The following is a 13,468-nucleotide window of genomic DNA, read 5'->3' on the forward strand; positions in this document are numbered from 1 at the left end:
AGGATTGATGGGAGTCACAGTTCTTTATATCCCTTCAACCTGTTTTTGTAGGGTGGATAAGCGGTACGCGTCATCCACCATTTCTCGGATTAACAGATTTTCACGCTCTGTACGCCAAGCAGCCAGGCGAGTTTTTCCAGAACCTCACCCTGATGCCCAAGACCAATTGCACAATGATGAGCTGGCCCGCCGAGGCACCATTGGGTGGTGAAATCACGAGCATTTAACGGGAAACGGTAGCGGCTGTTGGTGTTGCCGATATCCAGCACTTCGCCCGGCACGGCTTCACCTTCGGCGTACTGCAAACGCACACCGTTTTGTGCATCCTCAACAATAGAAAGGAAAGTTACCGGGCCGGGTTTCACCGTCATCTGAATCGACACGCCTTTGCCCGGTTTGCCGTGATAAACCGGCAGAGGAACAAGGCACACATCTCCTTCGGCCATTAGCGGATGCGCCGGGCCATCATGTCCCCAGAGCACTACATCATCTTTAAACTCAATGCCATAAGGTTCCGAAAACGAGCCACCCGCCCCCAGAAGTTGCTGGATTTTCATTGCCAGTACGTTTTTGATCTCATACTCCCCGGCGACCGGAACGCCGCGCTGAGTCAGCAGCGTGTTGCCGAGAATAATTGAAGTAATTATGTTCTCGTAAGCGTTGCAGTTGCGTCCTTCGTAGTAATAGGCCAGCGCGCCGAGGCGGTTGTTTTCGATGAGTTTGTCCATTGCACAGGCGGTTTGCACCGCGCGTTCCAGTTCGACCTTTTCACAAGACGGATCGATTTGCAGCGAGGATTCAACTTCCTGCCATTTTTGTGCGCAGGTCTCAGGCGTGACTTGCTCGCGATATTCCGCCAGTTCGCACATTTCAAGCGGTTTGAAACGCACGCCGAGTCTGGCACTCAGATTGGTCATGTTGCTGTAAACATCTACCATGCCATCGTAATAGTGACCCAGAACGCCCACCTGGCAAGCAGACAACCCTTTTTGTACTTCCAGCGCCTGTAGCCATTGCGAGGTTTGCTCCCAGACATAGTCATCACCTTGTAATGCACCAACGATAAGTTGATAACGAATACCTGCGCGATTAAATACGTTCGCCAACTCTGGTGCGCTGCACGCCTGGCAATGAGCAAGCCACTCACCGGTACGTTGACCGCGATCGGTCATGTCACGGATTTTGGCGTAGGGCAAACCTGGCTCCGGTTGCAGCGCCAGGATAATCACCGGCTTATTTATTTTTTGCACCAGCGGCAGCACGGTTGAGCTAAGCGCGTAAGTGCTGATGTAAAGCACAATGGCATCGACCGGCTGGCTTTGGAGTTGCGTAGCAAACGTATCTGCATTGGCGACGCTATCAATCAGCCCACCGTTAATGACAGTGGCGTTAAGCGTTGTGAGGCGTTGGTCAATGTGCTGCAAATAGTCCGTCAGGCGTTGTTCGAGGCCCGAAAACTGTGGCCAGTAAGTATCAAGGCCAATACCGAAAAGGGCGATATTAAGCGACATAAGGATGCTCCTGCGTATGAAGAAACGCTGACTATCACCCTAATTTTTCCGTACTGCCTTTGCCGCAATGCCAGTTTCTGAACAGCGTGGCAAAAAACGATTTATCCACCTGACAACGCTCACATTTTCGCCATCATGCCAAAAAGCTATAACCTTATAAAAACTACGGCATTGATAATCATTTTCAATATCATTTAATTAACTATAATGAACCAACTGATTACGCGGCGTTAACAGGTTATTCGCCGTTCAACTGCATACCCTAAACATTTCGAGTCGCAGGAAGGCGGCAAGTGAATGAGTCCTGATGAGCTTAGTGAACTAAGTGATTCAGGTGAGTGACCGCAGCCAACGCATCTGCGGCTTGAAAGGTGACGGGTATAAATGGAGATGAGAATATGAGCTACACCCTGCCATCCCTGCCTTACGCATACGACGCCCTGGAACCACATTTCGACAAACAAACGATGGAAATCCATCACAGCAAACACCACCAGGCGTACGTAAACAACGCGAATGCAGCGCTGGAGTCTCTGCCAGAGTTCGCAAGCCTGCCTGTTGAAGAGTTGATCGCTAAACTGGATCAACTGCCGGCAGACAAAAAAACCGTTCTGCGTAACAACGCAGGCGGCCACGCTAACCACAGCTTCTTCTGGAAAGGCCTGAAAACTGGCACCACTTTGCAAGGTGATCTGAAGGCAGCCATCGAGCGTGATTTCGGTAGCGTTGATAACTTCAAAGCTGAATTTGAAAAAGCAGCAGCAACACGTTTCGGCTCCGGCTGGGCGTGGCTGGTTCTGAAAGGCGACAAACTGGCTGTGGTTTCTACTGCAAACCAGGACAGCCCTCTGATGGGCGAAGCGGTCGCTGGCGTTTCTGGCTTCCCAATCGTGGGTCTGGACGTTTGGGAACACGCTTACTACCTGAAATTCCAAAACCGTCGCCCTGACTACATCAAAGCATTCTGGGATGTGGTGAACTGGGACGAAGCAGCAGCACGTTTTGCCGCTAAAAAATAAGTTGCATTGCAGCTGACGAGAGGCGAGCCTGATGGCTCGCTTTTTTTATGTCTGTTGCAGGGAGGTTCAGATGCACTATTCGCTAAACGTTTATATCGGCAAAATTCGTGAATATCAGGGCAGTAGGCCGAGTGCTATCGCCAAATATCAGGTCGATGGTGAACTTAAACTCACTGAACTGGGCCTTGAAGGCGATCAGCAGGCTGAAAAAGTTATTCATGGCGGGCCGGATCGCGCGTTATGCCACTACCCACGTGAACATTATCTTCACTGGGCGCGTGAATTCCCCGAACAAGCTGAGCTTTTTACCGCTCCTGCCTACGGTGAAAACTTATCGACCGAAGGTCTGACAGAAAAAGATGTCTATATCGGCGATATTTTCCGTTGGGGAGAAGCACTGATTCAGGTCACGCAACCGCGCTCACCCTGCTTCAAGCTGAATTACCATTTTGGCATTAGTGATATGTCTTCTTTGATGCAGGAAACAGGTTATTGCGGCTGGCTTTATCGGGTCGTAATGGCAGGAAATGTATCGACGGAATCACCGCTTGAGCTGGTTTCTCGCGTTAGTGATGTGACGGTTGCAGAAGCAATTGCGACAGCATGGCATATGCCATTTGATGATGAGCAGTATCACCGGTTACTTTCGGCTGCGGGGCTATCCGTGAGCTGGACACGGACCATGCAGAAACGGCGACTGCTGGGGAAGATCGAAGATAATTCCCGAAGACTTTTTGGGAAATAAACCCCAGATACGAAAAAACCCGCCGAGGCGGGTTTTTAAATTCTTAGCTTTGCTAACGTTAACCTTACAGGTTAGTTACGTTACCAGCAGCTGGGCCTTTAGCACCACTTTCGATGGTGAAAGACACTTTCTGGCCTTCGTCCAGAGACTTGTAGCCATCAATCTGGATAGCAGAGAAGTGAACGAACACGTCTTTTGAGCCATCGTCAGGAGTGATGAAGCCGAAGCCTTTGTCAGAGTTGAACCATTTTACGAGACCAGTCATTTTGCTAGACATAGATATTACCTTTTAAATTAAATTTGCCTTCCGGCGCAATTGGAATGTTTTACAGATTTTTTAAAGCGATAAAGGAAGGTAGATCACGTCGAAGGGTATCTATGATAACTCTTTGAGGACTGCGCTACTAAACTGCTTAAGGGTCTGTGCTTCAAACCGATGAATGCATTAACTCATATAACAGCAGTGAATAACAAGGTTTATTTTAGCCGTCCGAAGGGCTGGAGCTCAGGCCATCTGCGGTCTGGACGCTCAGAGTAGGGGTAAACTCAGTAAATAACATTGTGGCGATAGAGCGCCGATTCGAAATCTTCCTTCATGCTTGCATAGAGTAAAATGCCGATTTCAGAATGGTTGCTGTCATCATAAAAACAACGATACTCATTTTCCACATCCAGCCACTCACGAATCCTGACACCTTTGTCCGCGAGAGTACCGTTTATACGATATCGGCTTGGGTCCTCTGAAATAGCCGCAACCGAACGTAACAACAGCGATTCAATGAACGTTCCCGCAGCTTCCACACCGATAAATTGTGACTTAAAGAATTCAATATCCTGGAGGCTTTTCACCGCAGTTTCGGTAAGTACAATGCTGTGTTCCTTCACTTTATACTCCCTGTTTATTTCCTTGCGGAACGGAGTCGTTGGAGGGCCGCTTCAGGCGAAACCGTTTTCCCTTCAGTCACATCGAGCTTAGCCTTCATCACCAGTTTTAATAGCGCGTTGCTCTGGCGCTCACGTAGGCGTTCAGCCTCTTCCAACTGGCGCTCTGCTGCTGTCTGAACAAAGAGTTCCGCGACACCGTTTTTCGTGACGTAAACGCCGCCTTCAAAAAGCTCAGGGTTGCTTAACCCTTCTCGGGCAGTCTTTTGGGACATTGTATTTGGCATGAGAACTCCTCATAACGGACAGTTAATGACGAGTTTATGAACAGCATCAGGTGGTGTCAAATTTATGACAAATTTGTACCCTGGGTAGGAATTAAGCGCGGATGTGGAATGCTAAAGCGGGAGATTATTCCCCGTCTTTCGACGGGGAAAACTGCAATTACTGCATTGAAGTTTGAGCGGCTGAATAAGCCTGCATAAACGCCTGATGCTGTGAAGTCAGCGGAGCAATCAGCGAGTTGTACTGGCTTGCCTGCTGTGAGGTTGGGAACTGAATGCCACCTGCAGTAAAGCCAACTTGAGTGCCCTGCTGCTGGATGAAGTTACCCACTTGCACCAGTTGTGCTGTGAAAGTTTGTGCCGCAGGGATCAGTGGAGCCATAGCGTCTGCCGGAGCAGTAACCACTTTCTGATAAACCTTGTCGTAAACAACTTTCAAATCGTCAGGCTGCTTTAAGGTGGAACGAGCGCTGTCTGCCTGCATTTTGGCATTTTGCACTTGTTGGCCTAACACGTTCAGTGAACCGTTAGCCTGGCTCAGAGGTTCGCGCTGAGTCATATAATCTTGTGGTACACGAATGCTGTTTACGCTGTCAGCGACTGGCTTCATGCCGTCATCCATTGCCTGGTTTACCTGTTGGGCAAAGCCATACAAAATCGCGTAATCAGAAACCAGTGGACCAAATTGCTTTTTCTGATCGGTTGTCAGCGTTGGCAGGCGTTCACCGCTGCGCATCGCTGTGTTTTGTAAGAAATCGATAAACGCTTTACGTTGATCGCCTTCTTTATCAAAACAGCCACTCAGACTCACCACCATTAAAATTGCCGCAAGCGGCGCAAACCAGCGTGACCAGGACTTACCTGTCGCCATCTTTTCTACTCCTTCACCATTCAATGCAAATACGCAAATGCGCACCCAATAATGCTGCTAAGGATAGTCCAACCTGACTTTGCAAGATACCCTTTCACAACAATCTCTTTCAGGCAGATTTGCGCTGAAATGGTGCATTTTCATACGCTACTCTGCACCTTATTGGCACATTTCCCTTCAATTGTGCACACCCCTAAATGTAGGTTAATCCTCTGTAATAAATAGATAAATTATCTATTTTTCACACCTGGCATTCATCTTGCTGATATCTGGATGCAGGGGTGATACGGGCAACCGATGTCGCCATACAATTTGGTAATGGATCACTAGGGTTCCGGTCGAAAGATGCTGGTCCGAGAGTGATCGACCGCCCTCTGGCGGTTACACGGCGGGACAAAAGCCCGGGAGGATAAGCGACCATTGAGCGCCGCCCTCCTGCACCTTTTTCCGCAACCGTCAGAGGAACCACCATGCTTAAAGCTTGCCACCGTGGAATCTTGTTTGCCGCAATCGCGCTGTTTAGTGTCAGCAGCTTTGCCGCAAAACCCTCGTTTAAACTCTGCTGGTCTATCTACGCAGGCTGGATGCCGTGGGATTACGCCCAACAAAGCGGCATCGTCAAAAAATGGGCCGACAAATACGGCATCGATATTAAATTTGTGCAGGTTAACGACTATATCGAATCGGTGAACCAATACACCGCCGGAGGGTTTGACGGCTGCACCATGACCAACATGGACGCGCTGACCATTCCGGCCGCTGGCGGCGTCGACAGCACCGCACTGATTATTGGCGACTACTCCAACGGTAATGACGGCATCCTCTCTAAATCCGCAAAATCTATTGCCGAATTAAAAGGCCAGCCCGTTAACCTGGTCGAGCTTTCTGTTTCACACTATTTACTGGCTCGCGCGCTGGAAAAATCAGGCCTGAGCGAGCGTGATGTGAAGGTGGTGAACACCGCCGATGCGGATCTGGTCGCGGCATTTACCACGCCGGACGTGAAATCTATCGTCACCTGGAACCCGCTGTTAGCCGAAGCGCAAAAACAGCCCAACGCCAAACTCCTGTTCTCCTCCGCCCAAATCCCCGGCGAAATTCTCGACCTGTTGGTGGTGAACACCGAAACCCTGAGAGCCCACCCGGAACTCGGCAAAGCGCTGACCGGAGCCTGGTTTGAAACGCTGAAAGTCATGCAGGGAGAATCGGAAACTGCCAAAACCGCTCGCACGCAAATGGGCCAGGCCGCAGGCACCGATTTAGCCGGGTTCGACGCCCAGCTCGCCGCCACGCATTTATTCAGCGACCCGAAACTGGCGCTCGATTTCACCGACAGCCCACAACTGAAAACCACCATGCAGATGGTTGCCGAGTTCTCCTTTAAACACGGCTTATTGGGCGATGCCGCGCCGTCTGCCGACGTCGTCGGTGTGGCGACACCGGCCGGAAACTGGGGCGATACCAACAACACCAAACTGCGTTTCACCGATGAGTTTCTTCACCTCGTCGTGAGCAACGCGCTGTAAACCGGAGGTGCCCGATGCGCAAAATCATTAACTATCACCCTCAGCCAATGACCCGAGTGCTGATGGGCGCCTTGCCATTAGTCGCGCTGATTTTCTTCTATCTGGTGTCGTCTGATGCCCGCCTCGCCGCCAACAGTTACGACAAACTGCTGCCGGGGTTTGATGCAATGTGGGCGGCTATCGACCGCATGGCGTTCACGCCAAGCCCGCGGACTGGCGAATATCTGTTCTGGACAGACAGCGCCGCAAGCCTGCTGCGTTTGCTGACAGGCGTTGGACTGAGTGCCTTTCTGGCGCTGGTTTTTGGCCTGTTCTGCGGCGCGCTTCCAGTGGTGCGTTCAGTGCTTTCACCGCTAATCACCTTGATTGCATTAATCCCGCCGCTGGCGATTTTACCGATTCTTTTCATCACCTTTGGGCTGGGGGAAGTGTCAAAAGTGGTGCTGATTGTCATCGGCATTACGCCGTTTATCGTGCGCGATTTACAGCTCCAGGTGCAGGCGATTCCCCACGAACAAATGGTGAAAGCCCAGACGCTGGGCGGCCACAGTGCACAAATTCTCTGGCGCGTCGTTCTGCCACAACTGTTGCCACGCCTGATTGATGCGGTGCGTTTGTCGCTGTGTTCCGCCTGGCTGTTCCTGATTGCCGCCGAAGCCATAGCCGCCACCGAAGGGCTGGGTTACCGCATCTTCCTGATGCGCCGTTATATGGCGATGGACGTAATTTTGCCGTACGTGGCGTGGATTACGCTGCTGGCTTTCACCCTCGACCTGCTGCTGCGCGTGGTTAACCGCCGCTGCTTCCCGTGGTATTACGCAAAATAAGGAGGCGCTATGGCGTTGCTCGAACTGAAAAATATCGAAAAGCACTACGGTGACCAGGTGGTGCTGGAACGGCTGAATGTCAGAGTGGAAGAAGGCGAGTTTATCTCGATTGTCGGCGCTTCAGGCTGCGGGAAAACCACCTTTCTGAAGATGCTTCTCGGCACGGAATCAGCCACCAAAGGCGAATTTTTGCTGGATGGAAAACCTATCTCACAAGAACCGGATGCGCAGCGTGGCGTGGTTTTCCAGCGCTACTCGGTGTTTCCGCACCTCACCGTAATTGGCAATGTGATGCTGGCGGAGGAGTTCAGCACCGCTCGCTGGTTGGGCCGTGTATGGGGCAAGAAACGCCGGGGAATTCGTGAACGCGCCCGCGCCATGCTCGATCAAGTCGGCTTACTACCCGCACAAAACAAATACCCGCACCAACTTTCTGGCGGTATGCAGCAGCGCCTGGCGCTGGCTCAGGCATTGATGAAACAGCCACGCATTCTGCTGCTTGATGAGCCTTTTGGCGCACTCGACCCCGGCATTCGCAACGAAATGCATTTGCTGATCAGCGATTTGTGGGAGCGTCACCGCCTGACCATTTTCATGATTACACACGATCTGAAAGAAGGTTTTTCGCTTGGTTCACGTCTGTGGGTGTTCGACAAAGTGCGCCACGACCCGCAAGCACCGGACCGCTGGGGTGCGAGCATTACCTACGATATCCCACTTGATAAAAAACCCGCCAGCGCGGTGGATGCCGAACCCGAACGTAAAGTCGCCTGAAATAAGGAGCCAAATATGGCCTACCAAACCGAACTCCCCGCGGGCAGCCACTGGTCGCTGATCATGCGCCGTGGCACCGCGTTGACGCTTACCGACATTGACGGAGGAGTGAACGCCGCCGCACTGTTTTACAACCCGGAAAACCTGCTGGAGCGCTATAACGCGCCGGACACCCTGAAATGCCAGCACACTTTCCGCTTAACCGCCGGGCATTGCCTGTATTCCGATATGGGCCGCATCTTCTGTGGCATCGAACAAGACAGCTTTGGCTGGCATGAAACCGTCTGCGGCAGCAGTAACGCCGCACAAATCGCGCTGCAATTTGGTGCGCTGGATTACCAGCAAGCCCGCAACGAACGCCACCAAAACGGCTACGACAGCTTCCTGATTGAACTGGCGAAATACGGCCTTGGCAAACGCGACATGGCGGCAAATATCAACTTTTTTGCCAAAGTCACCGCAAGCGATGAAGGCGATTTAAAACTCGAACGGCAGGGGCTGGCGGGTGCAACTGTCACGCTGCGTTTTGCGATGGACACCTTAGTGATTCTGCACACCTGCCCGCATCCGCTGAACGAGGCAATGACTTACCCGCGCCAGGCGCTCGGCATTCAACTGGACGCCACCCGCCAGCCACTGCCGGAAATCTGCCTGCAACGTGAAGAAAACTGCCGTGGCCTGCATAACAACGAACTTTATATCCTGACTGAAGGAGCCTGCGGATGCTGACTGAAAGCCCACGCCATACAGAAACTGCCCAGCTCAAAGCCACGGTAAACGCCGGTGATTACTGGGTTTATCGCCTGCAAGAAGGCCAGACACTGCGCATCACCGATCTGGAAGGCAACCAGGCGGCAGATACGCTGTTTTATAACGCCGACGACACCGCCGAACGCTATAGCGTAACCGATACACTGCGCGGCCAGCGCAACGTTTTCCTCACCAGTGGCAGCGTTTTGCGCTCGAACGAAGACCGCCCTATGCTGGAAATTGTGGCCGATACCTGTGGCCGCCACGACACTCTCGGCGGTGCCTGTGCCACCGAGAGCAACACCGTTCGCTATTCACTTGAAAAACGCCATATGCACGCCTGCCGCGACAGCTGGCTGCTCGCCGTGGCGCAGCACCCGGAATATGGCCTGACGCGCCGCGACATCACCCACAACATCAATTTCTTTATGAACGTGCCGGTCACTCAAGAAGGCGGATTGCAGTTTGCCGATGGCATTTCAGCACCGGGGAAATACGTCGAACTGGTGGCGAAAATGAATGTTCTGGTGCTGATCTCCAACTGCCCGCAGCTCAACAACCCTTGCAACGGTTACAACCCAACGCCGATTGAAGTCGCCGTCTGGTAATCATTTAGCGCTGCGGGACGGCCCGCACTCCAGCGCCCGAATTGACAGCAGGACGACCTGCGAGCCTGAGAAACCGCTATGTTTAAACGAGTCTTGATTGCCAACCGTGGCGCGATTGCGGTGCGTATCATCCGCACCCTCAAGCAAATGGGCATCACCGCGATTGCGGTTTATGCCGAAGCCGACAAACACTCCCAACACGTGCGCCAGGCCGATCTCGCCTTCTCTTTAGGCGACGGCAACGTGCGCGAAACGTACCTCAACCAGGACAAACTGTTTGCGATCCTCAAAGAATGTGGCGCAGAAGCAGTGCATCCGGGTTACGGTTTTTTGAGTGAAAACGCCAGTTTTGTCGAGCGCTGCGACAGTGAAAATATCGTGTTCCTTGGCCCCACCGTTGAACAGATGGCAGCTTTCGGCCTTAAACATCGCGCCCGTGAACTGGCAGAGTTGAACCATGTTCCGCTGCTTTCCGGTAGCGGCCTGTTGACTTCGCTGGATGTCGCACTGGAAGAAGCAAACCGCATCGGCTATCCGGTGATGCTGAAAAGCACGGCGGGCGGCGGCGGAATTGGCATGCAGTGTTGCGATAACGCATCGGCATTGAACGAAGCATTTACCCGCGTAAAACGCCTCGCAGGCAACAACTTCTCCGACGATGGCGTCTTTTTAGAGAAATTTATCGCCCACGCTCGCCATATCGAAGTGCAGGTTTTTGGTGACGGAGCGGGCAACGTTATCGCACTGGGCGAACGCGATTGTTCAGCACAGCGCCGCAACCAAAAAGTCATTGAAGAAACTCCCGCACCACGCTTGTCTGACGCAACCCGCAGCGCTTTACACCGCACGGCGGTCGAGCTTTGCAGCGCGGTGAATTATCGCAGCGCCGGAACGGTGGAATACGTTTACGACGACATCAGCGAGCAATTCTGGTTCCTCGAAGTGAACACGCGTTTGCAGGTGGAACATGGCGTGACCGAGATGGTTTACGGCGTGGATATTGTGAGCTGGATGGTGGTGTTGGGTGCAAATGAGCTGCCCGCACTCGAAACTTTGCGCACCACGCCGCACGGCCATGCGATTCAGGTGCGCGTGTATGCCGAAGATCCGGCGAAAAACTTCCAGCCGGTGGCTGGGCTGTTAAGCGAGGTGATATTCCCGCAAGAAGTCGACGGCGCAACGCTTCGCGTCGATCACTGGCTGGCGACGGGCTGTGAAGTGTCACCGTTTTACGACCCGATGCTGGCAAAAGTCATTGTTCATGCGGATTCTCGCGAACAGGCGCTTTCTTCGCTTGCAAACGCTTTGCAGCAAACGTCGCTGTATGGCATCGAAACCAATCTCAAATGGCTGCGATATTTGCTGACTTTGCCAGAAGTGCAGCAAGGGCGAGTGATTACCGCCACGCTCGGCAAGGTGAACTGGCAACCTGCGACGCTGGATGTGTTGACCGGCGGCACCATGACCACCATTCAGGATGCGCCGGGGCGCAGCGGTTACTGGCATGTCGGCGTGCCGCCTTCCGGCCCGTTCGACAACCGCGCCTTTACCGTCGGCAATAAATTGTTGGGGAACGACGCACAAGCCGCTGGCCTGGAAATCACCTTACGCGGCCCGACGCTGCGCTTTAATCAACCGTGTGCGTTCGTGCTAACCGGGGCTGAAATCGCCGCAAAACTAGATGATAAGGCGGTTTCAACAGGTGTGGTCGTCAACGCCAACGCAGGGCAAGTTTTAACGCTCGGCGATATTATCGGCGCGGGTTGCCGCAGCTATTTGCTGCTGGCGGGTGGGCTGAATTGCCCGCAATATCTCGGCAGCCGCAGCACCTTTACGCTGGGTAAATTTGGTGGTCACGCCGGGCGCGCGCTGCGTGCAGGAGATGTGCTGCATCTTGCCGCCGCCGAGCACCGCACCGCCGCGTCGTTAGCCGCAGAAGATTATCCGCAGCTCAGCAATAGCTGGCAACTGCGCGTGGTTTACGGGCCGCACGGCGCACCGGAGTTTTTCACCGAACAGGATATTCAGGCGTTTTTCGACGCCCGCTGGCAGGTGCATTACAACTCAAGCCGCACCGGTATTCGCCTGATTGGCCCAAAACCGACCTGGGCGCGTAGCGATGGCGGCGAAGCTGGAATGCACCCGTCGAATATTCACGACAATGCCTATGCTTTTGGCACCGTGGATTTTACCGGCGACATGCCGGTGATCCTCGGCCCGGACGGCCCGTCGCTCGGCGGATTTGTCTGCCCGGCGACGGTGATTAGTGACGATTTGTGGAAGTTGGGGCAGCTTAAGGCCGGGGATACAATTGAGTTTGTGGCGGTGAGTCTGGATGACCGCACTGCTCAATCGCCAATCCTCTACCACGATCCCGCCAACAACGGCATGCCGTCTGTCACCATCCGCGCGGCAGGGGATCGCTTTTTACTGGTGGAATACGGCGAACAAGTGCTGGATATCGCGCTGCGTTTTCGCGTCCACGCACTGATGCAGCGGCTGGAAGCACATCCGCAGGAAGGCCGCCTGGAGATGACGCCAGGCATTCGTTCGCTACAAATTCATTTCGACAACCTTCTTTGCCCGCGCCAGCAACTGCTGGAAACGATTATTGCCGCCGATCACGCGCTGGGAGATTTGCAGAACGCCAAAGTGCCGTCGCGCACCGTCTGGCTACCACTGAGCTGGGACGATGCCGCCTGCCGCGAAGCGATAACTCGCTACACCCAGTCGGTTCGCCCCGGAGCACCGTGGTGCCCGAGCAATATCGAGTTTATTCGCCGAATTAACGGGCTGGATTCCATTGAAGACGTGAAAAAAATCGTCTTTGACGCCAGCTATTTAGTGATGGGTTTGGGGGATGTTTACCTGGGCGCACCCGTCGCCACGCCGCTTGACCCGCGCCACCGCCTGGTCACCACCAAATACAACCCGGCGCGCACCTGGACTGCGGAAAACTCGGTCGGCATTGGCGGCGCATATATGTGCGTGTATGGCATGGAAGGTCCTGGCGGATATCAGTTTATCGGGCGAACCCTGCAAATGTGGAACCGCGACCGCCAGACTGAAGTTTTCACCAAACCGTGGCTGCTGCGCTTTTTCGACCAGATTCGCTTTTACGAAGTCAGCGCCGAAGAGCTGCTGGAAATCCGCGAGCGTTTCCCGTGGGGCGACTATCCGCTGCGCATTGAAGAAGGCGAGTTTAGCCTCGACGCGTATCAGCAAATGCTTGAGCAAGAAGCCGAAACTATCGACACCTTCCAGCAGCAACGCCAACACGCGTTTGATGAAGAACTGGCGCGCTGGCGGGCGGAGGGGCAATTCACATTTGACAGCGCACTTGATGAAACGCCGACCAACGACGAGTTCATTCCCGACTCCTGTTGCGGTGTGGAAAGCCAGGTCGCCGGGAGCGTGTGGCAATGGCTGGTTGAGCCAGGCGAGCAGGTGAAAGCCGGGCAAACCATTGGCATTCTGGAGTCGATGAAGATGGAAATCCCGATTACCTCGCCGGTTGATGGCGTTATTCGCACCTTCCAGCGCCAGCAGGGCCACCAGGTTCATGCCGGGCAATTGTTAATGGTGATTGAAACCGCAGCATAAAAGTAAATGTTGCTTGATTGTTAAGCCCCTCACAAATCCGGTGACATCCTGTCGCCGGAAATCTCATT

The 13,468-nt window shown here is 53.5% G+C and carries 13 protein-coding genes and 1 riboswitch; of the genes, 8 read left to right on the forward strand and 5 right to left on the reverse strand.

The features are described from left to right. Nucleotides 1-89: 89 nt before the first annotated feature. Nucleotides 90-1,511, reverse strand: a complete 1,422-nt coding sequence (locus tag LVQ76_RS12580; RefSeq protein WP_232904852.1) for an L-fucose/L-arabinose isomerase family protein — start codon at nt 1,509-1,511, stop codon at nt 90-92. A 398-nt stretch (nt 1,512-1,909) separates the two neighbouring features. On the opposite strand from LVQ76_RS12580, the gene sodA reads away from it, so the two are divergent. After that, nucleotides 1,910-2,530 (forward strand): superoxide dismutase [Mn], encoded by a 621-nt coding sequence (gene sodA / locus LVQ76_RS12585; RefSeq protein WP_120065883.1) that lies wholly within the window; start codon nt 1,910-1,912, stop codon nt 2,528-2,530. A 70-nt stretch (nt 2,531-2,600) separates the two neighbouring features. Continuing rightward, entirely contained in the window at nt 2,601-3,275 is a 675-nt protein-coding gene (yiiM, locus tag LVQ76_RS12590; protein WP_232921777.1) for a 6-hydroxyaminopurine reductase, read from the forward strand. A 64-nt stretch (nt 3,276-3,339) separates the two neighbouring features. On the opposite strand, the gene cspE is transcribed toward yiiM, so the two are convergent. The 4 genes from cspE to LVQ76_RS12610 all read right to left on the reverse strand — a co-directional run bounded on the left by cspE (nt 3,340) and on the right by LVQ76_RS12610 (nt 5,312). Next, nucleotides 3,340-3,552, reverse strand: coding sequence for a transcription antiterminator/RNA stability regulator CspE (gene cspE, locus LVQ76_RS12595; protein WP_232904856.1), 213 nt, complete (start codon nt 3,550-3,552; stop codon nt 3,340-3,342). A 269-nt stretch (nt 3,553-3,821) separates the two neighbouring features. Beyond that, nucleotides 3,822-4,160 (reverse strand): hypothetical protein, encoded by a 339-nt coding sequence (locus tag LVQ76_RS12600; protein ID WP_232863844.1) that lies wholly within the window; start codon nt 4,158-4,160, stop codon nt 3,822-3,824. Between the two features lie 14 nt (nt 4,161-4,174). Beyond that, entirely contained in the window at nt 4,175-4,444 is a 270-nt protein-coding gene (locus tag LVQ76_RS12605; RefSeq protein ID WP_232921778.1) for a hypothetical protein, read from the reverse strand. A 157-nt stretch (nt 4,445-4,601) separates the two neighbouring features. After that, complete coding sequence (locus LVQ76_RS12610) at nt 4,602-5,312, reverse strand: DUF3053 domain-containing protein (RefSeq protein WP_232904860.1); 711 nt, start codon at nt 5,310-5,312, stop codon at nt 4,602-4,604. A 315-nt stretch (nt 5,313-5,627) separates the two neighbouring features. After that, a riboswitch (guanidine-I (ykkC/yxkD leader) is annotated at nt 5,628-5,722 on the forward strand. 60 nt (nt 5,723-5,782) lie between these two features. Here LVQ76_RS12610 and LVQ76_RS12615 point away from each other — a divergent pair. From LVQ76_RS12615 to LVQ76_RS12640, 6 genes are all read left to right on the forward strand, one after another. Continuing rightward, a complete protein-coding gene (locus LVQ76_RS12615; protein WP_232904862.1) occupies nt 5,783-6,838 on the forward strand; it encodes a putative urea ABC transporter substrate-binding protein in 1,056 nt (351 codons plus the stop codon). A 14-nt stretch (nt 6,839-6,852) separates the two neighbouring features. Next, nucleotides 6,853-7,665, forward strand: coding sequence for an ABC transporter permease (locus tag LVQ76_RS12620; protein WP_232921779.1), 813 nt, complete (start codon nt 6,853-6,855; stop codon nt 7,663-7,665). 9 nt (nt 7,666-7,674) lie between these two features. Further along, entirely contained in the window at nt 7,675-8,439 is a 765-nt protein-coding gene (locus LVQ76_RS12625; protein WP_232921780.1) for an ABC transporter ATP-binding protein, read from the forward strand. Between the two features lie 15 nt (nt 8,440-8,454). Then, nucleotides 8,455-9,168 carry an urea amidolyase associated protein UAAP1 gene (locus tag LVQ76_RS12630; protein WP_232921781.1) on the forward strand — a complete coding sequence of 238 codons (714 nt, stop codon included), beginning with the start codon at nt 8,455-8,457 and terminating at the stop codon, nt 9,166-9,168. Continuing rightward, nucleotides 9,162-9,797: an urea amidolyase associated protein UAAP2 gene (locus LVQ76_RS12635; protein WP_232863851.1), complete on the forward strand. Its 636-nt coding sequence runs from the start codon at nt 9,162-9,164 to the stop codon at nt 9,795-9,797. The genes LVQ76_RS12630 and LVQ76_RS12635 overlap by 7 nt, the downstream gene beginning before the upstream one ends. Before the next feature lie 78 nt (nt 9,798-9,875). Then, nucleotides 9,876-13,400, forward strand: coding sequence for a 5-oxoprolinase/urea amidolyase family protein (locus LVQ76_RS12640; RefSeq protein WP_232921782.1), 3,525 nt, complete (start codon nt 9,876-9,878; stop codon nt 13,398-13,400). Nucleotides 13,401-13,468 lie beyond the last annotated feature (68 nt).

The organism is Buttiauxella cochleicola (genome assembly GCF_021283185.1).
Taxonomy (GTDB): Bacteria; Pseudomonadota; Gammaproteobacteria; order Enterobacterales; family Enterobacteriaceae; genus Buttiauxella; species Buttiauxella massiliensis.